The following is a 26387-nucleotide window of genomic DNA, read 5'->3' as shown; positions in this document are numbered from 1 at the left end:
CAACGCGCCGCAACCGAGACTGTGCCGCGTCCTGCGTGCGAACCGAGGGTGCAGGGGGATCATCTCCCTGCCCGCCGGAGGCAGCTCTTTGCATCGGGGTTTTTTTATGTCTCCGACGGGCAAGGGGACTGATTCCCCTTGCATCCCCGTTGTGTGATTTCTGCCGTGGTCGGCTGACTGTCCGGGGCGTACGCCGACGGCCGTATGGGGGGGAGCAGCACAGGGCAGTGCAACGCGCTGCAACCGAGACCGGGCCGCGCCATGCGTGCGCACTGAGGGTGCAGGGCGATCATCTCCCTGCCGCCGGAGGCAGATCTTCACGCAGCCTTTGCGGGGTGCCGCATGGCGGGGGTACACAAAAAGACGCCCCTGCACATAGTACAGGGGCGTCTGCGGATTGTATTATCACACGCGGGGTGCGCTTCAGCTTTTGGGGGCCAGCCCCAGTCTGCCGGCAACGGCGCGGGCTGCTGCAAGGGTGAATTCTTCCGGCGCAAGAGCGTTGCGCGCGGCTTCGTCCATGAGCAGTTCCGGAGCATTGGAAAGTCCGGCATCGGGGGTGACGCCGTATTCAGCGGGCAACGTGCCGGAAAAATACATGTCCTGAAAGCCGGAGAATTTGAGAGCGTGCGCCGTGGCGTCGAGCACTGCTGTTTCGTGCGGTGCGATGATGCCCAGTTCGCGGGCACGCATGAGTCCGGCCAGACATTCTCCGCCCTGCGTGCAGGCGATGTGTCCGTGGCGGTTGGCAATGATCATGGCATCCATGATGGCCTGCTCGGTCACCTGCACCACCTGAAAAGCTCCCTGTCCGCCGATGGCTTCGAACTGGCCGGCAAAGTGCCGTACGCGCGGGAACGAGACAGGATTGCCGATCATGGCTGCCTGCGCCACACTGGGCTGTACGGTGACGGGGGTAAATACTCTGCTGGCCGGGTCCTGCACGCTGTAATAGCGGTATACGGGGTCGGCATGGTGTGACTGCACACCGAAAACGCGGGGCAGGCAGCTGATGATGCCCAGCCGGTGCAGCTTGAGGAACCCGCTCATGACAGCGGTTATGTTGCCCGCGTTGCCGATGGGCACAAAGATGCATTTGTTCTGCATGTCCCAGCCGTACCACTGGGCAACTTCAAATGCATACGACTCCTGCCCCAGAATGCGCCAGCTGTTTTTAGAATTGAGCAGCGCCACCCGGTAGTTTTCGGCCAGATGTTCAACCACCTTCATGCAGTCATCGAACACGCCGGGCACTTCAAGCACAGTGGCACCGCTGCCCAGCGGCTGCGAAAGCTGCTGCGGGGTTACCTTGCCGTGAGGCAGCAGCACCACGGATTTGAGCGGTGCGCCCACATACGAGGCGTACAGGGCGGCGGCGGCAGATGTGTCACCTGTTGAGGCGCAGACGGTCAGGACTTCATCCCATCCGTGTTTGCGCACCAGCGATTTGAGAAAGCTGAATGCGCAGGCCATGCCCCTGTCCTTGAACGATGCGGAAGGGTTCTGTCCGTCGTTTTTAAAGGCGAAAGGAATGCCGGCCATGTCGCTCATGGCGGGCGAGGCTTCGATGACGGGGGTGTTGCCTTCACCCAGATAGATGATGTCTTCGGGTTCCAGCAGGGGAGCCATCAGCTCGTAAAAACGGAAAATACCGCGCAACGGGGTTGTGCGCGTGGCTGCGCGGGCATCGAATATGTCCTGCCATTCTTTGCCGGAACGGGCGCTCAGCGCGTCGAAATCCGTGTTATCCAGCAGAAACACACCGCCGCAGTCGGGACAGGTGTAGTGCAGTTCATCCACATTGTAGCGGCTGCCGCAGCCCAGACAGAAATATTCCATTTGCCCGCGGTAAGCGGGAAAATCATGCGCTGCCGTCATGTTATTCATGTTCCTTGTGCTTTTTTTTCTGCCACGGTTTTTCTTCGCCCCGGGCAAGGCGGCCTATGTTTTCGCGGTGGCTCCAGAAAACCAGCGTCATAACCACGAGAGCCAGCGGGATATATGTAAAGTTGCCGGTTATCAGCAGCATAAGGGGCAGTGCGGTAACCAGTGTCAGCGACCCCAGCGAGACAAATCCGGAACGCCAGATGACCAGTGCACACAGCAGTGCGGAAACAAGCAGCGGAGTGAATGCCAGAGGAATAAACACACCGAGGGTGGTGGCAACGGCTTTGCCGCCCCTGAAACCCAGAAATACGGAATACAGGTGTCCCAGCAGCGCAGCCAGCGCCGTCAGGCTGAAGAATACTGCAGAATCGCTGAACGTCATGGCCACGGCCACAGGTACAACGCCTTTAAGTACATCGCAGACCAGTGTCAGCACGCCGAATCCGGTGCCGCACAGCCGAGCCACATTGGTGGCGCCCACATTGCGGCTGCCGCCTGTGCGCGGGTCGACGGAACAGAACGTCCGGGCGATGACCAGACCGAAGGGGACAGAGCCGATGACATAGGCGGTGACGAGCCAGAGCAGGTAGCCCATAGGGGAGTTCTCCTTGCGTAATGCGCGTTGCGCGGGACTATTGTTCCATGACGTCCAGTATCTGGATCTCGTTGTTAAGCGGATGCACTTTGCCGATGCGCACCATAAGTCTGGTACCGGGGTGCGCCCTTTCGCCGAAAGAGGACCTGCGTCCGCGCACAAAAATCTGTTGATCGGGCAGCGACACGGTGACAAAGGCATCGTTTTCGTCCGTCACCACTGCGTCCCACCACGTTTTATCGCCTTTCTGCTTGAAGTACAGCAGTTTCCAGTATCTTGGGCGGAAACGTTGCACCTGCCCTGCGGCATCCAGCCGTGCGGTGAGCAGCGGCAGCATGGCATCAAGCTCGTCGCGCGACCAGCGGGGAGTGCCGGTGCCGAGATAATGTATGAGTTGCGCAACGTTGACAAGGTCGGGATAGCGCCGCAGCGGCGATGTGACAGGGCTGTAGGCGGGTACGCCTATGCCTGAATGCCTGCGCGGGGCCGTTTCCAGCACGGCGGACGACAGCGCCTTGACCACGCGGGCGATGTCATGGGGCTGGTCCCATACTCCGGCGTATTCCTTGGGCACGCCCACGTCCTGCGTGCGGTGCAGCAGGGCTATGTCACGGTCTTTTGCCCACAGGGCAATACCGCTGTTGGCCAGTATCATCATTTCGCTGACCAGCAGGCACGATGCCGGAGTGGGGCTGTCGTGCTCAATTTCCACCTGTGTGTCGGCTCCGGTGCCGGTAAGAGTGGTTTTGGGGTCCGGGCGTTCGATGACCACGGCCCCGCAGGACACCCGTTGTTCCAGCAAGATGCGCGAAAGCGCGGCTCCGGCCTTCAGCTGGTCAGCAAAGGCGGCGGCGGGGTTGTCGGGGGCGTCCCAGCCCGGATCGCCGTTCAGCACGGCTTCGCAGTCGGCATAACTCAGGTTGGCTGCCAGCTGTACCCAGCACGCCTTCAGGGTTGTGGCTTCCAGTTGTCCGGCGGGAGCAATGTCAAATTCCATGACCAGAGCCGGCCGCTCCTGCTGTCCTATGAGACTGAAAAAGTCCGTGCCCAGCTCTTCCGGCAGCATGTGCAGATTGCCTTCGGGAAGATATATGCTGGTGGCGCGGCGCATGACGGCTTTGTCCAGTTCGCTGCCGAATTCCCATCCCAGAGCGGGGCAGGCAATGGCCAGCCGCAGGCGGTGGCCGCCGTCGGCGCGCGGTTCGATATGGAAGGCATCGTCAATGTCACGCGTGGAGGAGGAATCGATGCTGATGAACGGAATACCGCAGGGTTCGGTGCGTGCGGCAAGCACACGCCGACGCAGGTCTGCGAGTGCCTGTGCATGGGGAGCGTGCCAGTCGGGCGATCTGTCATAATCGGCCCTGTCCAGATGAAAATTATGGTGGGCGGGCACAATACCCCATGCCTGTGCCAGCAGCAGAGGCAGGTGCGGCACGTCCGGCAGCCCTTTGGATATCTGTTTCCACAACTGTTCTGAGTCGTGATCGTCCGGTTCTGCGATGCGTTTGCGCAGCAGGGCTTCAATTTCGGCAGCCAGTCCGGCATCTTCAGGCGTGCAGGGCGGGGTGCGTCTTTTCTGGTGGGTTTCCCACAGAGCGCGCAGAAAATCATGACCTTCGGATGCGAGCTGTTCGCGTTTCCGGCGGGCTTCCTGTTCGGTCATGCGGGCGTGCACTTTTTCTGCGTCGTATATTTCAAACTCCGGCGACTGAAACTTGAAATGTGTCTTGCATTCCAGCAGCACGCGGCCCATGGCGGCTATGTCGTCTGCGTCGGGCGATTCGTGCAGCAGTTCGGCAAACCACTGCGCCGTGGCAGCCTGTACTTCGCCCTGCGCCAGTTCCCACAGTTCCAGCGGGTCAAGCGCGGCCGCTCTGGTGTTGCGGCGTTCTTCGTGCTGGTTCAGCAGAACCAGTGCTTCCTGACGTGATTTGTCGGCACCGTACTGCGGACCGGCCCATGGCATGACGCGTGCCGCTGCGAGCTTTGTCTCCCGCTTGCTCTGGGTGAGAAGGCGCAGTTTGCCGGACTGTTCTTCCTGAACCCATGCTATCTGGGGCTTGTTGCCCTGCATGAATTCGACGATGCAGCCCGGGCCGGGGTATTGGACCAGAGGGGAGGTAGCGCTCATGATTCCTGCTTGTGTTTGCGCGTGGTTGCTTGTTTCAGCGGTATGCGGAGGGCGGCATGCCGCCCTCCGCTGCCGGTTAATGCTTGAAAGACCGCTGGCCGGTGAAGACCATGGCTACCTGCGGGGCAGCCTCGTTGCAGGCCATGATGACCTCGTGGTCGCGTATGGAACCGCCGGGCTGGGCAATGGCGGCCACCCCGTGGGCAATGGCCGCATCCACTCCGTCGCGGAAGGGGAAAAAGCCGTCGGACACCATGGCGGTACCGGGCAGACCGCCCCTGTCGGCGCGTGTGCGGGCTTCGATGTCTTCAAGAGCTTCGGCTGCTGCGGAATCGCCGGCTGCCTTCTGCTTCAGTTCGTACAGCGAACAGCCCTGTTCGCGGAAGGCCAGGGTGTCGGCATATTTTGTATAGGCTTTGTGCACTGCCAGTTCCACGCAGCCCACGCGGTCCTGTTCGCCGGTGCCGATGGATACGGTGGCGCCGTTGCGTGCAAAAATGACAGAGTTGGACGTGACGCCCGCTTCGACAGCCCATGCGAAAAGCAGGTCGTCGGCTTCCTGCGGGGAAGGTTTGCGCGCATTGACGGTGACGCCGTCTTTTTCCGCCGTTGCAGGCAGAAAATCATCTGCGCTCAGAATGCGGTTGCGGAAAGAGTGCTGCATGATGATGCCGCCGTCCTGCAGCGACTTCAGGTCGATGAACGGCATGCGGGCCAGTTCGGGCAGACGGCTGATGCCGGGAATCTGCAGAATACGCAGATTTTTCCTGCTTTTGAGCATTTCAACCACGCCTTCTTCAAAATCAGGAGCCGCCACCACCTCGAAATAGCATGAGCTGATAAGCTCGGCCGCTTTTTTGTCCAGCGGACGGTTGACAATGACCGCGCCGCCGAAAGCTGCGATGCGGTCGCACCAGAAGGCGCGTTCCAGCGCTGTTGCCACGCCGTCGCTGCTCCATGCTGCACCGCTGGGGTTGTTATGTTTCATGATGAGGGCAGCGGGCTTTGCATCAAGGTATTGCAGGATATTCAGCGCGTTGTCCACGTCGGTGAAATTGGTCTTGCCGGGGTGCTTGCCGGCCTGAATCATGTGCTTTTCCTCAAGGGAGGAGACAAGACCGGCACCCGGCCCGCGGAAGGTTACCCCGCCCAGTGTCAGGCTGCCCTTGTCCAGCTGGTACAGGGCTGCGGGCTGGTCGGGGTTTTCGCCGTAGCGCAGGCCTTTTTCCTGACCGTCGATGGTCCAGGTGCGCTTGGTGTAATGCAGTTCCTGATCGCCCAGACGCAGGGTCATTTCAGCAGGAAACGGATCTTCCTGCAGGGTGCTGTACATTTTCTTGAGGTCGCTCATGCTGCTGTGAACTCCGGCTAGACGGACGCCGCGCGCCCGTGCAGATTGATTGGATGGCGGCGGCGCGTGAACCGGCGCCCCGCCGCATGCGGTCATGCGAGGCGGGCAGGGTACCACAGGGCGTTGCGGTGGGCAATTTCCATTTGAAGCCCCGCCCCGTTTGGCGTAGCGTGGGACCGCGTCCGGCCTTTACCGGCCGGCGTGTGCGGACCGCAGCATTGTGTTATTGCCCCGCCGTTATCAAACATGCAGGAGAATCAACCCGATGGAACGAGCATTGCTCAAGCTTGCCCGTCAGCTCAATTCATACGACGAGGCGTCCCTTATGGCGTTGTGGGACACACTGGCCGAACGGGTCGAACGGTTCGAGCCTTCTTCCCGCTGGGAAGAGGCGGCCATCGCCTTTGGCATGGTGCAGGCCGTGCGCTGGAAAAACCAGCTGCATAACAGCCATATGTCCGAAATGGCCCGCCCCGATGACGGACTGCCGCCGCTTTCCGGTTACGACGGCGATATCAGCCTGTTCGAGGGAGCGTCACGTTCCGGCGCCGACGGGCCAGTCGGGGGGCAGCCCGCTCAGAAGAGGGCCAAGATCCTCAGTTTCAGGCCGCGCGAGAGTGAGTAATCCGTTGAGGATGTAATAGTAGAAGCGGATGTTCTCCACATAGGCTACCGCCTCGAACCCGCGACAGTAGCCGTGCTTGGTGCGGCTGTACCAGCGTTCCCATGCAAGCAGAGGATATACCTCTTTCAGTTCGCGCCACGTGCGGCCGGTGCCGCCGCGGGCGCGGCTGAGCTTGATGGCGTCGAACAGATGGCCGGGCCCCTGATTGTATGCCGCCAGTGTGAAAAACCAGCGGTTCCAGGGGTCAAGCTCCATGTCTTCCAGCGAATCCCACAGCATGCGCAGGTAGCGGGCGCCGCCCCGTATGGACTGCTCCGGGTCAAGGCGGTTGATGCCCAGCAGCCGGGCGGTGTCCTGCGTTACCATCATCAGGCCGCGCACACCTGTTTTGCTGCGTGCGTCGGCGTCAAAGCGTGATTCCTGATAGATGACGGCGATGAGCAGCAGCGGATCGATGCTCTGTTCTCTGGCAGCGTTGCCGATGGCCTGTGCATACTGCGGTACTTTGCTTTCCAGAGCGCGGCGCAGCAGTGCCACGTCATAGCGGTCCACCTCTTCCGGCAGAAAGCCGAAATACCGCTCCTGCATGTCGTCCAGCAGAGAGTCGTTTTCGCGCTGGGCCCAGAAAGACAGCGCAGCCTCGTTGAGACGCGCGTCGTCGCCGCGCCAGAACCAGCGGTATGGTATTTTCTGGGTGAGCACCTTGGCGGTGCGCACACCGGGGTAAAATGGCTGCCACAGGCTGTACCCCAGATTGTCCAGCATGGCGAACCGGGCGCTGTTGGTGTCGAGCGACTGGAGAATCGGCGTCAGGTAGACGTCTTGTGAAGCCTCGGTCATGGGCACGCATTCCAGCGTGTCGGCCTTGGCTTCCAGTATTTCTTCCAGTTCGGGGTCTGCGGTGACCAGTACCGGAGTGTCGCACATTTCATTGCCGCGGCGCAGGCCGTAGCGGCGCGTGCTGTGCACCAGCACCGGGTTGTAATGGCCGTACGCCGGGCCGGACACCACGGGTGACGGCGGCGGCGCGTCGTTGTGGCGGGTTGTTGTCTGCGGAGCGGCGGTTATGTCGCCGCCGTATCCCACAATGAGGTCGCCGCGTCTTTCGGCCAGCGCCTGCAGGGCGTCTTCCATGGTGGAAGCTTCGATCCATTCAATATCATAGCCGGCCTGGCGGGCAAAATGCATAACAAGTTCATGTTCGTAACCCGGGCCGTAAGGGGACAGAGCGCTGGAAACACGTTCCCTGTGCGGGGCCACCACGCGCAGCGTGTTGTCGGGCTGCACGGGCTGCTTTTCGCGCTCGGAGCATGAGAGCAGGATGCTCAGCACCGTCACTGACAGTGCGGCGAGCAGGCGCTTGCCCATGCGTGTATGTGATTGTTTCATGAGAAGGTGACGTGTCCGGACGGGATGCGAGGCGAGAAACGTACAGAGGAGAGCCCGTCCGAAGCAGGTTGCGGGGCCTTTTCCGGTGGCCATCCGTTTGACTTTTCTATTGGCGGCATGTAGGTAATGATCCCTTATGCCGTGCGCCGAACTCCTGTTTTGCGTCGGAAAGGCGACCTGCATGTCACAAGGAGATGGAAATGTCAAACGTGGTAATCATGGGAGCACAGTGGGGCGACGAAGGAAAAGGTAAGATCGTCGACCTGCTTTCCCGGGAAATAGACGTCATCGTCCGCTTCCAGGGCGGAAACAACGCGGGCCACACCGTTATTGTGGGTGACAAGTCCTACATACTGCACCTTATTCCCTCCGGCATTCTGCACGAAGGCAAAACGTGCCTTATCGGCAACGGAGTGGTGCTGGACCCCGTGGTGTTCTGGAAGGAAGTGGAAGCCCTTGCAGAGCGTGGTATCGACGTGGGCCCCCAGAGGCTCATGATCAGCCGCAAGGCCCATGTGATCATGCCTTATCACAAGGCGCTTGATGTCGCCCGTGAGGACTTTAAAAACAAAGAAAGCAGGATCGGCACCACAGGCCGTGGCATTGGTCCCTGCTACGAAGATAAAATGTCGCGCATCGGCGTGCGTGCCGGCGATCTGGCCGACCCCGCACTGCTGCGCTCGAAGATAGAAGCCGCTCTGGTGGAAAAGAACGCCCTGTTCACGGCATTGTACGGGCGCGAAGCCATGTCCGTGGATGCGGTGTTTGACGAAGTGATGGCCGTGGGCGGCCGTCTGGTGCCGTATCTGACCGATGTGTCTTCGGTTATCGAAGATGCATGGGCAAATGATTCCGGCGTCATGTTCGAGGGCGCGCAGGGAACGCATCTGGATATCGACCACGGTACATATCCTTTTGTGACCTCTTCCAACACCGTGGCCGGCAACGCCGCCGCGGGCAGCGGTATTCCCGCTTCGCGTCTGGACCGTGTGGTGGCCATAGTAAAAGCGTACACCACCCGTGTGGGCGCAGGCCCCTTCCCCACCGAGCTTGATGACGAAGCCGGCAACCACATGCAGAGCGTGGGGCACGAATTCGGCGCCACCACCGGCCGCAAGCGTCGCTGCGGGTGGCTGGACTGCGCCCTGCTGCGCGAATCGGTGCGCCTGAACGGTCCCACCGACATAGCTCTGACCAAGCTGGATGTCATGAGCGGGCTGAAGGAACTGAAAATCTGTGTGGCTTACGAATACAACGGCCAGCGTCTGCAGCACCCGCCGCAGGAACAGAACGGCCTTGCCCATGTGACACCGGTATATGAAACCATGCCCGGATGGGATGACGACATAACCGCAGCCAAAACATGGGAAGACCTGCCCGAGGCCGCCCGTAATTATATCTGCCGTATCGAAGAGCTGCTGGGCGTGCCTGTGTCCATGATTTCCGTGGGCCCCGAACGCGACCAGACGCTCAACAGGAAATAAGACGTGTCCGCTCAGGGTGAAACGCTCTGTGCGCCGCATGCCTCTGATATCATAGCCCCGGCCCTGTCGTCGCGTCACGACAGGGTGCGGGGCTATCTTGAGCGGCTTGCCGGCTCTGTGCCGCAGGTGCTGCTGCTGGAAGGCGGCACCCCCCGCGAACGCGAGGCCGTGGCGCTGTGGTGGGCCGCGCGTCTCAACTGCGCGGGGACCGGTGCGCCCTGCCTTTCCTGCGCTGTCTGCACCCAGTTTGCCACGCGCAACAACCGCGATATGTTTTATCTGGACGGTGCGCAGGGTTCCATCAAGATTGATGATGTGCGCGCCGTGCGTGCCGTGCTGGGCGAACCTCCCAGAGGCCGCTACCGTGTGGTTGTGCTGGCCGAGGCTCAGTCGCTGGGCATAGAGGCCGCCAATGCCCTTCTTAAATCGCTGGAAGAACCCCGTCCCGGAACCAGTTTTGTTCTGCTGGCCCCGCAGCGTGAGCGTCTGCTGCCGACTCTTGTTTCCCGCAGCTGGGTGCTGACTCTGGCCTGGCCGGACGGCGGCGCCTGCGACCCTGCCGTGCAGGAATGGGCCGATGCCCTTGCCGGTTTTGTGTCAGGCGAAGAGGGCTGGTTTGCCCGCACCGGTGCCAAGGGCAGCATCGATCAGGGAACTGCGTTGCAGCTGGTGGCATTTCTGCAGCGCCAGCTTGCCCTGGCTCTCACCGGCCGCGGGGCGTCTTCGTTTGCCCGCCTGCTTGTCTCGCGCCTTGATACCGCCGCCATGCGCCGTCTGGATGAAGCGCTGGCGGAGTGTCAGGACTCTCTCATTTACAATGTGAATCCCGCTCTTGTCCTTGACTGGCTGGCAACGCGCCTTTTCGCATGGGCGCGTACGTCCCGCCGCGCTTGATTTTCGTTGCCTGCCGGACGTGCTGCCGCTATGGTTGAGGGTATGCGCGGCCGGTTTTTCCGCGTTCTGCATATCCCTCAAGGGTTTGGTATGATGAATGATATGGAAGCTCTTTATGCGGCCCAGACGGTGCTTATCATTGAAGACAGCCCCGTTCAGTCAAAAATAATCCGCAACCAGATAATGGCGCTCAGCCAGTTTGACACGCTGGCTGCATATACGCTGGAAGAAGCCAGAGCCCTGCTGACCACCCACAAAGAGCGTATTTTCGTGGCGGTCATAGACCTGAATCTGCCCGACGCCCCCAACGGCGAGGGCGTGGATCTGTGCCTTGATTTCGGGGTGCCCACCGTGGTGCTTACCGCCACCTTCAACGAGGATATCCGCAGACGGTTCATCGAGCGCAACGTGGCCGATTTCTTTTTCAAGGGCACCATTCAGGATATGGACCCCATGGTCCGCAGTCTGGAGCGGCTTTTTAAAAACCAGTTTGTCAAAGCCCTTGTGGTCGAAGATTCGCGCATGTCTCGTGCCCACCTGCGCCATCTGCTCGAAGTGCAGCGCTTTCAGGTGCTGGAAGCCGCCGACGGGCTGGAAGCCGTGGACAGGCTGGCGGAAAATCCTGACATCGGTCTGATAATCACCGACTACAACATGCCCAACATGGACGGCTTTGAACTGGTGAAGACCGTGCGTGCCCGCTACAAGGTCGACCGTATCGCCATAGTGGGCGTTTCCGCCGCGGGGTCAGGTTCGCTGACGGCGCAGTTTCTGAAAAACGGCGCCAACGATTTTCTGACCAAGCCGTTTGAGGTGGAGGAATTTTACTGGCGCGTTAACCAGACCGTAAGCGTGCTGGAAGTGATGAAAGACCTGCGGACCTGTCAGGATACCCTGCCGGAGGGATAATGCACTCTGGACGTCTGAGTTACAGCACGGTACCGCCGCAAGAAGCCCGCGGACATGCCGCGGGAGCGCCGGTTCTGTACTGGATGCACCGCGAGATGCGCGCCCGTGACAACTGGGCGCTGCTGCATGCGCAGCAGTGCGCCGCGGCCGACGGAGCGCCTCTGGCCGTGGTGTTCTGCCTTGTGCCGCAGTTTATCGATGCCGGACTGCGGCATTTCCATTTTATGCTGCAGGGGCTGGAAGAAACTGCCCGTATTCTGGAAGAGCTGGGCATTCCGCTGTTTCTTCTGCGCGGTACGCCGCCGGAGGAGGTTGTCCGCTTTGCACAGGCGCACGGCGCGTCACGCGTGGTGACCGATTTTGACACGCTGCGCATCAAGCGGCAGTGGATACGCAGCGCGGTGGAAGCCGCCAGACAGCTGGACATAGCCGTGGATGTGGTGGACAGCCGCAATGTGGTGCCCTGCCTGCGTGCTTCTGACAAACGCGAATACGCGGCCCGTACCATACGCCCTAAAATTCACCGCCTGCTTGATGAATACCTTGATCCGCTGCCTGCCCTGCAGCCCGCAGCCGTGCCGTGGAAAGGCGCGTATCAGCGTCCGGACTGGCAGGCGGCGCTGGACAGTCTGCAGGCCGATGCATCAGTGCAGCCGGCGGGCTGGCTGCCCCCCGGAGAGAACGCGGCACTGGCCGAACTGACGGCGTTCATCAGGGTGCGTATGCACCGTTATGCCGCCGAACGGAATAATCCGCTCATGCCGGTGCTTTCGCATCTGTCACCATATCTGCATTTCGGCATGCTGTCGGCTCAGCGCGCGGTGCTGGAGGTTATGCAGGCACAGGGGACTACTGCCGGAGGCACGTACGGCGAAGGGGCCGCTGCCTTTGTGGAAGAACTTGTGGTGCGGCGTGAGCTGGCGGATAATTTCTGCTGGTATGAACCGTCCTACGACAGCGTGGAAGCTTTTCCCGACTGGGCGCTGAAGACGCTGGACAGACACCGCGCAGACCGCCGCCCGTATCTGTACGATGAGCAGCAGCTGGAAAAGGCCCGCACCCATGACCCGCTGTGGAATGCGGCGCAGCAGGAAATAGTGCTTACCGGCAAGATGCACGGGTACATGCGCATGTACTGGGCCAAAAAAATTCTTGAATGGACCGAGTCGCCTGAAGAGGCGCTGCGCATTGTCATCCGCCAGAACGACCGCTGGTCGCTGGACGGGCGTGACTCCAACGGATACGCAGGCGCGGCGTGGTCTGTGGGCGGGGTGCACGACAGGCCGTGGCGCGAACGCGAAGTGTTTGGCACCATCCGTTTCATGAGCTATAACGGAGCACGGTCCAAATTTGATGTGGACGGTTATGTGGCCGCTGTGGCGGCGCTTGAAAATCATCCTGTTCCGGCACCCGTCTCCCGCGGGGGCGGCCGGCGGAAACCGGCACAGGGCCTGCTGCTGTAGTGCTTCGCAGGAGCGGCGGCAGGACTTACCCGTCATTGCACGGCGCGGACAATCATGTCCGGACCGTGTGTATCAAGGAGTGCATCATGGCTGAACAGGTTGCCCGTACGGTGCTGCTGGTAGAAGACAGCCCCGTGCAGACACGGATAATCCAGAATCATATTGAAACGTTGACCCCCTTCCGCGTGGTGACGGCATCTTCGCTGCAGGAAACCCGGGATGTTCTGGAAACCCGCAGTGCTCTGGCCGGCGCTAATCCCGAAGAAGGGCTTTTCATTGCCGTGGTGGACCTTAATCTGCCCGATGCGCCCGACGGCGAAGCTGCCGATGCCTGCATTGCCGCGGGGGTGCCCAGTGTGGTGCTTACGGCGTCTTTCGACGAAGGGGTGCGGGCACGGTTTTTTGACCGCAGTGTGGTGGATTATTTTCTCAAAGGCAGCGTCCGCGATATGGATCCCATGGTGGCGGCGCTGGTGCGGGTGTTCCGTAACCAGTGGGTGCGGGCTCTGGTGGTGGATGATTCGCGCACGGCACGGCATCAGATGGCGCACCTGCTTGAAGTGCAGCGCTTTCAGGTGCTTCAGGCCGAGAACGGTCGCGAGGCGCTGGAAATTATCGAAGCCGGTAACAACATCGGGCTGGTCATTACCGATGACAATATGCCCCGCATGACGGGGGTCGAGCTGGTCAGCGAACTGCGCCAGCGGTACAGACCGGACGAGATGGGGCTTATCGGGGTATCCGCTGCGGGGTCCGGCCCGCTCACCGCCCGTTTTTTAAAAAACGGTGCCAGCGATTTTCTGACAAAGCCGTTCGAAGTTGAAGAATTTTACTGGCGGGTGAATCAGACCATGGACAAGCTGGATATGATGCGTGAGCTGATGGCCTTCAGAAAAGGGCGGGCCTGAGTTGCCCCGCGTGCGCCTGTATTTTTGTGACGCGCTTCCGTGACCGGAAGCGCGTCTTTTTGTATGCGGAAGCCTTTCTTGCGCATGTGGCCGCACAGCCGGACCATGCCCGTTTTTGTCTGCACAGTCCGTGGTGGTTTTATCTGCACGGCAGCGCGTTGCGGCGGTGCCTCATATCGTTACCGGGTGCGCGGGTCGGCCTGCGCATCCTGCGGGGCAGGGTGTGCTGCAATGGGACCGCAGGCGGGCGGTTCGCTGATGGTAAAGGCGATTGTCTGCTGCATGCCCTGCAGAAAATCGCGCATTTCGCGTTCCTGATGGGGCGAAAAGACCACCTGCAGCACGCCGTCAAACTTGTTGATGACGCTCATGTAGCCCAGATTGTCCTGCGCTTCGAGCAGAAACCGGAACATGCCGACATCCGCCGGCGCCACATGCACGTACAGCCGGCGGGAAAACCGCGGGGGCGGCAGCGGGGGCATTGGTTTTCGTCTTCTGTGTTTTGCCACGTTCAGCTCCGGAAAATATACAGGCTAGGGAAAGACCTTGCCCGGATTCATGATGTTGCAGGGGTCGAACAGCTGTTTGATGCCGCGCTGCAGCCGCAGTGACGCCGGTGCTATTTCCAGCGGCAGCAGGTGTTTTTTGGCTTCGCCCACACCGTGTTCGCCGGAAATGGTGCCGCCCAGTTCAAGTACGCGGCGGGCAACGGCTTCTATGCCGTCTTCAAGACGCGGTGCCTGCGTGTCCGGCCGTGCCGCGCGGGGCACGGTGAGAATAAGGTGGATGTTTCCGTCGCCCGCATGGCCGAAGGCGAATATATCCAGCCCGAACCGGTTTTCAAAGTCGGGAACCTCGGCAATGAATGAGGCTATGCTGCCGATGGGCACTACCACATCTTCCGAGAAGGACCGTGCCGCATGTTCGCGTATGCGTGTGGAAACTTCGCGGCGTACGTTCCAGATGGTGTCGCGTTCCTTCCTTGTGCCGCCGGGCATCAGGTGCGTGGCGCCGTGCTCGGTACATATGGCCGCCACCATGTCGATTTCCGGTGTGATGGCTTCCGTCCGTCCGTCCAGTTCGATGATCAGCAGCGAGGCGGATTTGTCTTCCACGGAAAAGGGCAGCTTGTCACCCACAAGCCCCAGACATTTATGGTCCAGAAATTCAATGGCGCTGGGCAGGTGCCCGCGTCCCAGCACGGCGGCCACTGTGCGCATGGCATCGGGCAGCGAAGGGAACACGGCTGCCAGCCCCACCGTGGCGGGAGGCAGCGGGATGAGCTTCAGATACACGGAGGTGATGATACCCAGCGTGCCTTCCGACCCTGTAAGCAGATGCGCCATGTCGTAGCCCACAACGCCTTTGCGCGTGCGTACTCCCGCCTGTATCACTTCGCCGTCGGGCATGACGGCTTCGACACCCAGCACATAGTCGCGCATGACACCGTATTTGACGCAGGCGGGGCCGCCGGCATTGGTGGCCACGTTGCCGCCTATGGTCGAGGTGTCCAGACTTGCCGGATCAGGCGGAAAAAACAGTCCCTGTCCGGCTGCGGCATCGCGCAGCTCTCCGGTAATCACTCCGGCTTCCACGTGAGCGTACAGGCTTCGGGTATCCAGCGTGATGATGCGCTTCATGCGTTCCAGCGATATCACAACTCCGCCGCTCAGCGGCAGGCAGCCGCCGGCGGTGCCGGTGCCCGCCCCGCGGGGAATGAGGGCAAAACCGAGCCGGCTGGCAAGCCGGACTATGCGGCTGACCTGTTCGGTCGTTTCGGGCAGTGCCACGATGTCCGGTGCGGCTGTGAAAGGCGAAGAATCGCGGTCATAGGGTTCTCCGGGGGCGGTCAGTACGCCCTGCGGCCCCAGAATGGCTGTAAGCTCTTCAGCAATGCGGTCAAGGTCGGGTGTGGTGGTGCAGGTCATTTGCGTTTCTCCGTGCGGGCAGCCGGATATATGGCCGCCGTCCGGGCTGTTGCCGCAGACGGGCTGGCCCTGTGCGTAAAAAAGCCGCTCACGCCTTTCCGGCGGGGCGGCTATGTCGTGTCGGCATATGGTCGGCCCCGCGGAGCGCGGAACGGAGGGTTATTTTTTGCTGCGTCCGAAACCGGGGATGTACAGACGCTGCTCAAGCTTGTCCAGTATCCACGTGGCAACGGTCACCAGTGCCAGATAGTACATGCCGACCACCATGAACGCTTCGGTGAAGCGGAAGGTCTTGGTGGCCACGGCACGCGCTTCGCCGGTCAGTTCAATGCAGGTGATGATGTACGCCAGCGAGGAGTATTTGATGAGGTAGATCACCTCGTTGCCGCAGCCGGGCAGGGCGCGGCGGAACGCCTGTGGAATGACGATCCAGAAAATGGTTTTGAATTTGCTCATGCCCAGAGCCTGAGCGGCTTTTATCTGGCCCTGTCTGATGGAAAGCAGGGCGCCGCGCACATATTCCGAATTGTACGCACCGCTGCACAGCACAAAGCCTGCCAGCGCGGCTGTGTACGGTTCAAGATAAATGCCCACGTTGGGCAGGCCGAAATACAGCACAAAAAGTTGTACCATCAGCGGAACACCGCGGAATACCGCCGTGTAGGCATTCATTATTTTTTTAACCGGCGCGGACCCGAAGACACGCAGCGTACCAACGGCTATGCCGGTAAGCTGTCCCAGCAGCGCGGAAGGCACAATGAGCAGAAAGCTCATCAGCAGACCTCTGTTCAGCGCGGGAAACAGCTGGTCGGTATAAAAGCTGTCCAGCACTAGCACAGCTCCTCGCACAGGTTGGAAAGCCTGCTGCAGAAATCCTGCGTGCGTGTGTTGGCGCCTTCGGCCAGCAGTTCCGCCGGGGTTCCCTGCTCAATGATGGCACCGTCCTGCATGAAGAGGATTTCGTGTGCCAGAGCCTGTGCAAAATCCATCTGGTGTGTGGCCATGATCATGGTCATGCCGCCGCGCGCCAGATCGCGGATAACGGTGAGCACTTCGCCCACCAGTTCGGGGTCCAGTGCCGAAGTGGGCTCGTCCAGCAGGATGACCTTGGGATCCATGGCCAGCGCGCGGGCTATGGCCACACGCTGCTTCTGCCCGCCGGAAAGCTCGGCAGGGTACAGTGATGCGCGCTCGACCAGCCCCACACGTTCCAGTTCCTGCATGGCCCTTGCGGCGGCGTCCTTACGGCTCATGCCCTTGACCTTGCGCAGTGCAATGGAAACGTTGTCCGCAGCGGTCAGGTGGTCAAACAGGTTGAAATCCTGAAAAATCATGCCTACCTGCTGGCGCAGTTCATACAGCTCGGCCTTGCGGTGCAGTTCCACCTTGCGGTTTTCCAGATACACATCACCGCTGTCCGGCGGAATGAGATAGTTGATACACTGCAGCAGGGTGGATTTGCCTGCGCCGGAAGGGCCGATAAGCACCTTGAGTTCACCCTTGTTGACGGAAAGGGTGACAGATTTGAGTATTTCTTTGCCGCCAAGCTGCTTACAGACGTTTTCCACACGCAGGATGGGGCTTTTGGCTGCTGTCATGGGTTAAAATTCCTTATGTGGTGTAGCCCGGAATGCGGACTTTTTTCTCAAGTGCGGCAAGCAGTTTGACGCCGGTCAGGGTGATGACGAAATACAGTGCGCCGGCCGCGATGAACAGCGGCAGATGCTCGTAGGTGCGCGATGCCACAAAGTGCGTACGCGTGAAAATGTCCATGGCGCCGACCACATAGGCCAGAGCCGAGTCTTTGAGTATGATGGAATATTCGTTGGACCAGCCCGGCAGGGAAAGGCGCAGCGCCTGCGGCAGTATAACGGCCCGTATGGCCTGAGAATCGCTCATGCCCATGGCCCGTGCCGCTTTAAGCTGCCCTGCGGGCAGCGCCTGTATGGAACCGCGGAAAATCTGCGACTGGTAGGCGGCGCTGGTCATGCCCAGCACCAGCGCCGTGGCGGAAATGGCGCTCAGGTTCAGGCCCAGCAGTTCAAACACGCCGAAATAGAAAAGAAACATGAGTACCAGAATGGGAACGCCGCGGAAGAACCATACATACAGGCCGATGAGCCTGCGCAGAAAAGGCGAACCGTACACCTGTCCCACTGCCATGGGTATGCCCATGGCCAGCCCCAGCATCATGGCGCCGGCCACAATGAGCAGAGAGACCAGCCCCCCCTGCAGGATGTAGGGCATGGCTTCGAGTACGGTTGTGAGTTGTTGCATCATCAGTCTTATTACCAGTTGGAAAAAGTGTGGCGTGCCGCATGTGCGTGCGGTACGCCGTGAGCGGCCGTCCGTCGGGGGACGGCTGATGCCGGCGGCAGCCGGTGCCGCGGGTCTGACAGGCTGTGTGCGTCGGGCGCGGCCTGCATCGGTGCGTCCGGCGCCTGTCCGCTATACAGAAATTTCGTCCGGAAGGCGATAGCTGTTTTGCCGCATGTTCCGGCGGGTAAACCGGCCGGAACATGCGGCAGAGCATTACGGCATCAGTGCTTTTCGCCCAGATACTTGGCTTTCAGCTCTTCCCAGTAGGGGTCGGCTTTCAGCAGTGCCAGTCCCTTGTTGATGGTTTCCAGCAGTTCTTTGTCTTCTTTGCGTACGGCTATGCCGAAATATTCAGGATCGGTGAAGGAACCCACCACTTCAATGGGCTTCACCCGCTGGGCGTCCTGCGCAGGGGCGATGTCCATGGCGGCGGCGTCTATGCGGCCGTTGATCACATCTTCAATGGCCAGCGGTGCGGAATCGTAAAAACGGACGGTGTAGTTCCACTCGGGCTTGTTGGGTTTTTCCTTGTCCAGCCAGTCGGCTTCAGAGGTGCCGGACTGCACGCCCAGCTTTTTACCGCCGGTGAATACCTGCTCCACGGTAAGGCCGGAGCCTTTTTTGGCGATGAATACCTGCGCCACGGTCCAGTACGGGTCGGAGAAGCTGACCTGACGGGCGCGCTCTTCGGTGATGCTCATGCCGGAACAGACCATGTCGATTTTTTTGGAGACAAGGCTCTGTACGATGGTGGACCATTCCATGGGCTTGTGCTTTACGGTGAATCCCATTTTTGCGGCAATCCATTCCATGGCGTCCACGTCGAAGCCTGCGGGTTTGCCGTCTTTGTCCACATAGGCAAAGGGCGGGTAGTTGGCGTCAATGCCGTTGATGAGGGTCTTGCCCGCAAAAGCGGTTCCTGCGAAGGCCAGCGAAAGCGCCAGCACTGCTGCCATGATGGTGAACTTCCTCAACATGCTCGTATCCTTCTTCGGGGTTGGAAAGGGTTGACTGCGGGCACGAAGCCGGACGGGAGTGACCACTTCCTTGAGAGCGGAAGTTCCCGTAATGCCGAGACAACAACAGTTTGTCGCTAGCAGAAAGCGGCACACCCTGCAAGTTGCAAAAATACAAAAATGGCAAAATGAAACGTCGTGCGCCGGTTTGCGGCTGCCGGTGTTGTCAATTTTGCGTTTGCAGGGCAGCGGCTTGCCACACGGACGCGGGGCAGGCACAATGCAGCAAACCGGCATTTAGCCGGCTTGCGTATAACGGCCGCCGGTAACGGCCGAAATCCAGTCAGGAGTATACCCATGAAGAAATCGTTCGGCGCAAAGACGCTTGCATATCCTGCTCCGCTTTTCTGCGTGGGCACCTATGACGCGCAGGACCGCCCCAATATCATGGCTGCGGCATGGGCAGGCATCTGCTGCTCAAAGCCGCCCAGTCTTGCCGTTTCGCTGCGTCCCGCAACCTATTCGCACGGCGCCATTCTGGCCCGCAGGGCGTTCACCGTGTCCATACCTTCCTCGGCGTATATGGCTCATGCCGATTATGCGGGCATGGTCAGCGGCGAGACCGAAAACAAGTTTGAAACGCTGGGGCTGACTCCCGAAAAAGGCGGATTTGTGGATGCACCCTATGTGGCGGAGTTTCCTCTGGTCATCGAGTGCGCACTGACTCATTCGCACAGCATCGGTCTGCATACCCAGTTCATAGGCGAAATACTGGACGTCAAAGTGGATGAAACCTGCCTGGGCGAAGACGGTATGCCTGATATCCGCAAGGTTGATCCGGTCATTTTTGCACCGGTGACGCGCGGCTACTATGCCGTGGGCGAGTATCTGGGACAGGCTTTCAGCGCCGGCAAGACGCTGAAAAAATAGCTTTCTGCACCATATGGTAAACCGCCCCGGAGAATAATTTTTCCGGGGCGGTTTGTGTTCCGGCTGCACGCGGTGCCGCTGCTGCGCAGCAGTGCCGGAGGCACCGCGAAGCGCGGGCGGCAAACGTCATGCAAGCTGCCTGAACCAGACGTTCATGCTCTCTATGCGTCCGGCGATATTTGTATTGTTGACCAGTGTGCCCGCATAGCGGTAGCCGCAGCGGGCAAAGGTCACATTCATGCCCGCAGAAACGGCACGGGCGATGGTGTAGGCCGTGCGTATGCCGTTTTCAGGCAGGGCTTTTTCCATGTGCGCCAGCAGGTGACGCGCAAGGCGTTTGCCGCGGTGGGCGGGCAGCGTGGCAAAGTCTGTCATTTCGGCGTTGGCATGTGCGGTGTCCATTTCGGCGGAAGCCAGCGCCGCAATGCCGTCACCGGCCATTGCCCCGAAAAAGCGCACGTCGTTTTTCATGCAGTGCTCCAGATAGTCCGGTTCGTGGATGGGAAACGGATAGCTGGGAAAGACGCGGGCATACAGCGCCGCCATCTCCCGCGTATGGCGGGGCCGCATTTCCTGCAGTTCATATCCCGCAGGCAGTGCGGACGGCGGCAGAGGGGGTTTGGCAGCGGCTATCTGCAAAACTGAGCGCATTTTTGCACTGTCGGCGGGTTTCTGCCGCCACAGCCGCAGAAAGCGGCTCATAAAGCATATGTCGCCGTCTCCGTTCTGCATGCCGGGCACACAGGCTTCTTTGGTGAATCCGTGCTGCGTGAACAGCGGAATAGCCTTCTGGGGAACCTTGGCAAACAGTTTCGAATACCCGTGTTCCTCGGCAAGGCCGTATACTTTTCTGATAAGCTGCGGGGCTTCGTCAGGGTCCACCTTCATCAGATAGACTCTGTCGTTCAGCGGGCCGTGCTGTATGACGGAACGGCCGACGGTGCGCACTTCGTCGGGCTGTTCCGCATCGGGAGGACACACGGGGCGTGTCTCGGTGACAAATTCGGTCAGGCTTGTCTGCATGCTGTCACCCCTTTGCCTGCACCGCAGGCGCAGCGCCGTCGTCCGCGGGGTTGTCCGCAGGGGCATCGCGGCGGGCCAGGCGCTCGTTGTTTTCCGGTGTAAGGCTGGTTGTGTCGTCCCAGTCCGAGAGCAGCTTTTCTATACCTATGGCGCCGGTTTCGTCCGCGTCGTCTTCTTTCAGCGTCAGATGGCACGACCGGCAGTCGCGGTCGCAATAGGATGGCTCATAGCTGTCCGGTTCGGTGTATGTTGTTATGACGCCTTCGTAATTGCGCAGCACCACTTTGTTTACGCCCTGAGATATGGCGTAGTTGGGCATCATGGGTATTTTGCCGCCACCGCCGGGGGCGTCTATGACATAGGTCGGAACAGCCATGCCGCTGGTATGTCCCACAAGGCTTTCAATAATTTCGATACCCTTGCCCACCGGTGTGCGGAAGTGGGAAAGCCCTTCGGACAGGTCGCACTGATACATGTAGTAAGGGCGCACTCTGTTCTGCACCAGCTTCTGGTTCAGAGTTCTGAAAAGGCGGGGGCAGTCGTTCACATCCGCCAGCAGAACACTCTGGTTGCCCAGCGGAATGCCTGCATCCGCCATGCGGGCCAGTGCCCGGCGTGATGTGCGGGTAAGCTCTCTCGGGTGGTTGAAATGTGTGTTCAGCCACAGCGGGTGGTGTTTTTTAAGTACGGCAAGCAGCCCGTCGGTGATGCGGTAGGGCAGGACCACGGGCATGCGGCTGCCGATGCGGATAATTTCCACATGCGGGATGCTGCGTATTTCACCCAGCAGCCAGTCCAGCCGTTCGTCAGAGAGCATCAGCGGGTCGCCGCCGGAAAGCAGCACGTCGCGTATGGCGGGGGTGCGGCGGATGTATTCAATGCCCTGTTTCAGCTGTCCGCGGTCCGGCACCGAGTCCCTGTCGCCCACCTTGCGCTTTCTGGTGCAGTGGCGGCAGTACATGGAGCACAGGTTGGAAACGTGAAACAACACGCGGTCGGGGTAACGGTGTGTAATGCCCGGTGCGGGGCTGTCTTCATCTTCGTGCAGCGGGTCTGCCATGTCGTGCGGGCTTACGTTCAGTTCGCGTATATCCGGAAAAGCCTGCATGAAAACGGGATCGCTTTCGTAGTCTTCCTGATCGATGAGCGAAAAATAATAGGGGGTGATGGACATGGGGAATTTGTCCAGCGTGCGCTTGTACAGAGCGCGTTTTTCATCGCTGAAGGTGACCCCGAGAATTTTTTCCGCTGCTTCGACAGTACGGATGGAATTGCGGACATGCCATTTCCAGTCCTCCCAGCCGGAGGTGGAAGTGCTGTTGCCCAGCATGCTTACTACTTCGCGTTGACGTTCGTTGAGCTCTTTCATGGATGGTGGCGCGGCAACAAGGGCCGTCTTGTTGCGTCTGGCCGCGTGTCGGCGGGGCTGCCTGCGGGCAGCGCTGCGGCGCTTTCCGAGTGCGGCATGTATGCAAGTTTCCAGTCAGTGCAGGATTATATCTTGTAACAAAACGCCGCATTCAGAAGACTGATTTGTCTTTCTTTCCTGCTTATGTCTTATTTTACTATACAGAACGTCAGTTTTTTGTCAAATCGCGGACGGTAATGTTGTTTTTTATATACTTGATGTATTTTATGCGTCATAAAAATTTTTATAAAGACAAAGTTTTTGTTGTATGCATTGTAATAGTATACTCGTTGCATACTGACTTTTTTTGTTGCGTGCAGAGAATTCCGGAGAGGCTTTCTGCTTTTAAGGCAGGCTTTTGATGGTAATATGCTGTTTTTACGAGGCTAATGCTGTCCGTGTTGCCGTTATGCCGGTTTGGGACAGGCAGGGGCCGCCCTGTAGAACGAAGTGCGTGAAAGCCGCCGGAGGGCATAAAAAAAACCGGCCGGAGCCGGTTTCTGATTGTGTGCATGCGGTCGGTTACAGTTTGTAGCCGATGGTCCGCAGAAATCCTTTGCGCTTGGCGATATGCTCTTCCGTTTCCACACCCTTGGGAGCAAAACCGTCCACCACGCCCATAAGGCCGCGGCCCTGATCGGTTTCGGCGACAATGCCCTGCACGGGGTTGGCTGTGGCGCAGAAAATACGGACCACTTCAGGTACCTGCTGGATGGTGTTCAGGATATTGATGGGGAACATGTCGCGCATGAAGATGATGAAGGTGTGTCCGCAGCCAAGCGCCTGCGCGTTGGTGACGGCAAGGTCGATGAGCGACTGGTCTGTGCCGCTCCAGCGGATAAGGCAGTCTGCCGAAGCTTCGCAGAAGGCAATGCCGAATTTTGCTCCGGGCACCGTGCACACAATGGCCTCGTGCACGTCTTCAACGGTTTTGATGAAGTGGGACTGTCCCAGAATCATATTGAGGCTTTCGGGGTTTTTTACGGAAACAGTATGAAGCTGCATGGCGCCTCCTTATGAGAGCAGAGAAAGTTAATACGCGGTGCATGTGGCCGCATCAGAGAATGCCCCTGTTCTGCCCGCGTGCTGCCCAAAGCGCAAGGAAAACCCGAAGGCACGGAAGCCCTGTCGGGGGCATGAAAAAACGGCCTCCGTCGCCGGAAGCCGTTCAGTCGGTTAAAATGTTCGCAAAAGAAAGAAGGTAATTTGTATATAGCAACTGCCGTGCCAACATGTGTGGCCGTGCTGCTTTGTCTTGTATCATTCTGTTATATAAGTATTTCATTGTGTGGTGCGTTTGCAGGGTGCAGCGACGCGGACGTATAAAAACTTTAACCGGCGAAGAGAAGCGTATGCCGGAGTAAAAGTTTTTGCACCATACATCCGGCGGACCGGCAGACGGAAGATCAGTCAGGATATCGGGCGGGGCGCTGCGGACATGCGGCGGGCATCAGGTATGCATCGGGCAGGGTGGTTGGCACCCCGCCCGATGCAGGCAGTTATTGCTGCTCCACGTACAGATATCTTTTGATTTTGTGCGTGGGGGTTTTTTCAAAAGGTTCAGTCTGCTCAAACACTTTATGCAGACGCGCAAAGCTGGCCACCTGCTGGTTGGCGGCAGTGCGTATTTCTTCCAGCAGGTCGTCTGTTTTTTTAGCCATTTTGGCTGCAGGCAGCGACCCGTACTCTTCGTCAAGCCGGGCATAATCAAGGTGGATGCGCGCTGCGAGCTTGCCTTCGTGACGGTAGACCAGCGTTTCAAGCACATAGGGCGACTGCTGGATGACCGCCTCTATCTCTTCCGGATAAATGTTTTCGCCGCTGGGGCCGACAATGACATTTTTCAGCCGTCCCTTGATGTACAGGTAGCCGTCGGCGTCAAATTTGCCCAGATCGCCGGTGCGGAACCAGCCGTCTTCTGTGAAGGTGTTTTTGGTGATTTCCGGCGCTTTGTAATATTCACGCATCACATTGGGGCCTTTGACCAGAATTTCGCCTTCTCCCGTGGCCGGATCGGGGGCGTCGATGCGCACCTCCACGCCGATGAGCGGCCAGCCCGTGGATGTAAAGCGCGTGTGCGCCGGACCGGACCCCGCCACAAGGGGCGAGGTTTCTGTCAGACCGTACCCGATGGCGTAGGGAAAGGCCGCCTCACGCAGGAACTGCTCCACATCGGGAGCCAGAGATGCTCCGCCGATGCAGAATATGCGCAGCTTGCCGCCGAAGGTTTCCAGCAGTTTTTTGCCGGCCACGGCGTTCAATTTTTTGCGCACCGGAGCAATGCCGTACAGCAGGCGTTTGAAAAAGGATCCTGTCAGTTTGGGCAGGATGGCTGATTTATAAATCTTTTCAATGACAAGCGGCACGGAAAGCATACATGTCGGGCGCACTTTGCCCATGGCCGGAATAAGTGCGCGGGCGGTGGGCGGCTTGTCCATATAATGGATGTGGGCACCGTTGAGCACCGGCAGCACAAGCCCCAGCGTACATTCGTAAGTGTGTGAAAGCGGCAGGATGGAAAGCAGCCTGTCGCCGGGGCCTACCTGAACAATGCTTTTGACGGCGTCGGCGTCGAAAACAATGTTCCGGTGCAGCAGCACGACACCCTTGGAATGGCCGGTGGTACCGGATGTGTAGATGAGCGAGGCCACGTCGTCTTCTTTCACCTCTGCCGGTTCCATCTGGGCAAGCCGCATGGCTTTTTCTTTCAGTCTGCGGAATTCGCGCAGACCGGCTGCCTTGAATTCGCGCACAAGGTCGCGCGATGTGCCCAGCTCCACCGGACGGAATGTTTCCATCAGCAGGAAAACCGGCGTTTCGTCATAATGCCCGTCTTCCACCTTGCTGAACAGTTTTTCAGAAACAAAGACCGCCTTTGATTCTGAGTGGCGGATGATGTGGTGCACCGCGTCCGGATGGAATTCCGGCAGGATGGGCACTGCCACGGCGCCCATGGTGGTGATGGCAAAAAAAGCGATGCCCCAGTTGGGGCTGTTTTCCGCCAGCAGGGCCACGCGATCGCCCGGCGCGATGCCTTGTTCGATCAGCAGACCGCTGAGGGTTTCCACCTGTTCTTTAAACTCGCTGTAGGTGACAGGTGTGCCGCCCACGGCGGAAAGTGCCGGTTGATCGGCAAAGAGTTCTGCGCTCCGGTCAAGCACGTGGCGCAGCGTGAATATTTCAAGGGACTGCATCTGATAGCCTCCGCAGGTCGTTACGGCCGGTAAAAGGTCCCCCTTCGTGTAAGGGAAACAGGCGAAGGCTGCAATCCCGATACTTGACCCCGCGGCGGCATGCCGCATACTCTGCCGGCTGTTACTGGCAGTGCAACCCCCATAAACAGAGGTGACAAATGATCAAGCATATTGTCTGGTGGACGCTCAAGGAAGAGGCGGAAGGCGCCACAGCAGCGGAAAATGCTGAAAAGATGATCCGTATGCTGCGCGAACTGGATGGCCGGATTCCGTCGCTCATGGCCATTGAAGCGTCTTCGGCCATTGCCGCGACCACAACGGAACAGGTGGATGTTATTCTGCAGACCGTGCATGCCAGTGCGGAAGACCTGCAGGCATATGCGGAGCACCCGGAGCATGTGAAGTGCGTGGGCTTTATCAAGGCCGTGGTTTCCGGCCGCAAAGCCATTGATTACGAAGTATAACGCTGTGCTGTGATGGTACCCGCCGATGCCCCGCCCTGCGGGGCATTGTTGTCTGTACGGGGCGGAAGGTGCAGTTTTCTGTCTTTTTGAAGGACTGTCCGGAGCACGGAGGAGCTGTGCAGCTTGCGGGCGTCTGCCCGGTGCTGCAATGCCCGGTGCTGCAATGCCCGGTGCTGCAATGCCGGATGCTGTTTGTCCGGGAATGCTCCGCAGGGGGCGGGCGGCCGCACGGGCGTCAGGAACGGTGCCGCGGGCAGGGCCGGTTGTCTGCCACCTGTTTGCCGGAACTGCTGCCGCCTGTTTTTCTGTGTGCCGGGCAGGCGTATGCAGGTGGTGCAGAAGACAGGAGCCGGAAACGAAAAAAGGTTGCGACATGTGTCGCAACCTTTGCTTACTTGGTGGGGCGTGCTGGATTCGAACCAGCGGCTCTCTGCTTAAAAGGCAGGTACTCTACCGGCTGAGTTAACGCCCCCGAAGTGAGGAATGCGTTGTACGGTGCGAGGGCAAAACTGTCAAGCGGAAAAAT

General features: G+C 59.5%; 23 protein-coding genes and 1 tRNA gene. 8 read left to right on the top strand and 16 right to left on the bottom strand.

Annotated features, from left to right (window positions below):
- Window positions 1–423: 423 nt before the first annotated feature.
- From thrC to H586_RS0116185, 4 genes are all read right to left on the bottom strand, one after another.
- Entirely contained in the window at window positions 424–1878 is a 1455-nt protein-coding gene (thrC, locus tag H586_RS0116200) for a threonine synthase (RefSeq protein ID WP_011366331.1), read from the bottom strand.
- A 1-nt stretch (window position 1879) separates the two neighbouring features.
- The gene (gene plsY, locus H586_RS0116195; RefSeq protein WP_011366332.1) at window positions 1880–2482 is read right to left on the bottom strand and encodes a glycerol-3-phosphate 1-O-acyltransferase PlsY; all 603 of its coding nucleotides are present in this window, start codon (window positions 2480–2482) and stop codon (window positions 1880–1882) included.
- A 37-nt stretch (window positions 2483–2519) separates the two neighbouring features.
- A complete protein-coding gene (locus H586_RS0116190) occupies window positions 2520–4616 on the bottom strand; it encodes a ribonuclease catalytic domain-containing protein (RefSeq protein ID WP_027182546.1) in 2097 nt (698 codons plus the stop codon).
- Window positions 4617–4692: 76 nt separating this feature from the next.
- Entirely contained in the window at window positions 4693–5967 is a 1275-nt protein-coding gene (locus tag H586_RS0116185; RefSeq protein ID WP_027182545.1) for an IMP cyclohydrolase, read from the bottom strand.
- 265 nt (window positions 5968–6232) lie between these two features.
- Between H586_RS0116185 and H586_RS20570 the strand changes: the two genes are divergently transcribed.
- Window positions 6233–6592: a hypothetical protein gene (locus tag H586_RS20570; RefSeq protein ID WP_011366335.1), complete on the top strand. Its 360-nt coding sequence runs from the start codon at window positions 6233–6235 to the stop codon at window positions 6590–6592.
- On the opposite strand, the gene H586_RS0116180 is transcribed toward H586_RS20570, so the two are convergent.
- Window positions 6503–7981 carry an MltF family protein gene (locus H586_RS0116180; RefSeq protein ID WP_027182544.1) on the bottom strand — a complete coding sequence of 493 codons (1479 nt, stop codon included), beginning with the start codon at window positions 7979–7981 and terminating at the stop codon, window positions 6503–6505. The genes H586_RS20570 and H586_RS0116180 overlap by 90 nt on opposite strands.
- A gap of 200 nt (window positions 7982–8181) precedes the next feature.
- Between H586_RS0116180 and H586_RS0116175 the strand changes: the two genes are divergently transcribed.
- From H586_RS0116175 to H586_RS0116155, 5 genes are all read left to right on the top strand, one after another.
- Window positions 8182–9465, top strand: a complete 1284-nt coding sequence (locus H586_RS0116175; protein ID WP_011366337.1) for an adenylosuccinate synthase — start codon at window positions 8182–8184, stop codon at window positions 9463–9465.
- 3 nt (window positions 9466–9468) lie between these two features.
- Window positions 9469–10359, top strand: coding sequence for a DNA polymerase III subunit delta' (locus tag H586_RS0116170; RefSeq protein WP_011366338.1), 891 nt, complete (start codon window positions 9469–9471; stop codon window positions 10357–10359).
- Window positions 10360–10449: 90 nt separating this feature from the next.
- Window positions 10450–11268 carry a response regulator gene (locus tag H586_RS0116165; protein ID WP_011366339.1) on the top strand — a complete coding sequence of 273 codons (819 nt, stop codon included), beginning with the start codon at window positions 10450–10452 and terminating at the stop codon, window positions 11266–11268.
- Entirely contained in the window at window positions 11268–12731 is a 1464-nt protein-coding gene (locus H586_RS0116160) for a deoxyribodipyrimidine photo-lyase (protein ID WP_027182542.1), read from the top strand. The genes H586_RS0116165 and H586_RS0116160 overlap by 1 nt, the downstream gene beginning before the upstream one ends.
- An 86-nt stretch (window positions 12732–12817) precedes the next feature.
- A complete protein-coding gene (locus H586_RS0116155) occupies window positions 12818–13639 on the top strand; it encodes a response regulator (protein WP_027182541.1) in 822 nt (273 codons plus the stop codon).
- Window positions 13640–13818: 179 nt separating this feature from the next.
- On the opposite strand, the gene H586_RS19630 is transcribed toward H586_RS0116155, so the two are convergent.
- The 6 genes from H586_RS19630 to H586_RS0116120 form a co-directional block, all read right to left on the bottom strand.
- On the bottom strand, window positions 13819–14121 hold the full coding sequence (locus H586_RS19630; protein ID WP_051364073.1) for a DUF4911 domain-containing protein: 303 nt from the start codon (window positions 14119–14121) through the stop codon (window positions 13819–13821).
- 51 nt (window positions 14122–14172) lie between these two features.
- A complete protein-coding gene (locus tag H586_RS0116145; protein WP_011366343.1) occupies window positions 14173–15567 on the bottom strand; it encodes an FAD-binding oxidoreductase in 1395 nt (464 codons plus the stop codon).
- 159 nt (window positions 15568–15726) lie between these two features.
- Window positions 15727–16398 (bottom strand): amino acid ABC transporter permease, encoded by a 672-nt coding sequence (locus tag H586_RS0116135; protein WP_011366344.1) that lies wholly within the window; start codon window positions 16396–16398, stop codon window positions 15727–15729.
- Complete coding sequence (locus H586_RS0116130) at window positions 16398–17165, bottom strand: amino acid ABC transporter ATP-binding protein (protein ID WP_011366345.1); 768 nt, start codon at window positions 17163–17165, stop codon at window positions 16398–16400. The genes H586_RS0116135 and H586_RS0116130 overlap by 1 nt, the downstream gene beginning before the upstream one ends.
- A 13-nt stretch (window positions 17166–17178) precedes the next feature.
- A complete protein-coding gene (locus H586_RS0116125) occupies window positions 17179–17847 on the bottom strand; it encodes an amino acid ABC transporter permease (protein ID WP_011366346.1) in 669 nt (222 codons plus the stop codon).
- Between the two features lie 260 nt (window positions 17848–18107).
- Complete coding sequence (locus H586_RS0116120) at window positions 18108–18863, bottom strand: ABC transporter substrate-binding protein (RefSeq protein WP_011366347.1); 756 nt, start codon at window positions 18861–18863, stop codon at window positions 18108–18110.
- Between the two features lie 336 nt (window positions 18864–19199).
- Here H586_RS0116120 and H586_RS0116115 point away from each other — a divergent pair, with 336 nt between their 5' ends.
- The gene (locus H586_RS0116115) at window positions 19200–19772 is read left to right on the top strand and encodes a flavin reductase family protein (protein ID WP_027182539.1); all 573 of its coding nucleotides are present in this window, start codon (window positions 19200–19202) and stop codon (window positions 19770–19772) included.
- 126 nt (window positions 19773–19898) lie between these two features.
- On the opposite strand, the gene ablB is transcribed toward H586_RS0116115, so the two are convergent.
- The 4 genes from ablB to H586_RS0116090 all read right to left on the bottom strand — a co-directional run bounded on the left by ablB (window position 19899) and on the right by H586_RS0116090 (window position 25397).
- The gene (ablB, locus tag H586_RS0116110; protein ID WP_011366349.1) at window positions 19899–20795 is read right to left on the bottom strand and encodes a putative beta-lysine N-acetyltransferase; all 897 of its coding nucleotides are present in this window, start codon (window positions 20793–20795) and stop codon (window positions 19899–19901) included.
- Window positions 20796–20799: 4 nt separating this feature from the next.
- Window positions 20800–22164: a lysine 2,3-aminomutase gene (gene kamA / locus H586_RS0116105; RefSeq protein WP_011366350.1), complete on the bottom strand. Its 1365-nt coding sequence runs from the start codon at window positions 22162–22164 to the stop codon at window positions 20800–20802.
- A gap of 561 nt (window positions 22165–22725) precedes the next feature.
- Complete coding sequence (locus H586_RS0116095) at window positions 22726–23208, bottom strand: adenosine-specific kinase (protein WP_011366351.1); 483 nt, start codon at window positions 23206–23208, stop codon at window positions 22726–22728.
- A gap of 494 nt (window positions 23209–23702) precedes the next feature.
- Window positions 23703–25397 carry an AMP-binding protein gene (locus H586_RS0116090; protein ID WP_011366352.1) on the bottom strand — a complete coding sequence of 565 codons (1695 nt, stop codon included), beginning with the start codon at window positions 25395–25397 and terminating at the stop codon, window positions 23703–23705.
- A 158-nt stretch (window positions 25398–25555) separates the two neighbouring features.
- Here H586_RS0116090 and H586_RS0116085 point away from each other — a divergent pair, with 158 nt between their 5' ends.
- Window positions 25556–25861 (top strand): Dabb family protein, encoded by a 306-nt coding sequence (locus tag H586_RS0116085; RefSeq protein WP_011366353.1) that lies wholly within the window; start codon window positions 25556–25558, stop codon window positions 25859–25861.
- Window positions 25862–26257: 396 nt separating this feature from the next.
- Here the strand turns inward: H586_RS0116085 and H586_RS0116075 are convergent.
- Window positions 26258–26333: transfer RNA gene (locus tag H586_RS0116075), tRNA-Lys, on the bottom strand.
- Window positions 26334–26387: the final 54 nt, after the last annotated feature.

This window comes from Oleidesulfovibrio alaskensis DSM 16109, assembly GCF_000482745.1.
In the GTDB taxonomy this organism is placed as follows: Bacteria; Desulfobacterota; Desulfovibrionia; order Desulfovibrionales; family Desulfovibrionaceae; genus Oleidesulfovibrio; species Oleidesulfovibrio alaskensis.
The sequence above is the reverse complement of the archived record's forward strand: the minus strand, read 5'-3'. Positions and strand labels throughout refer to the sequence as shown.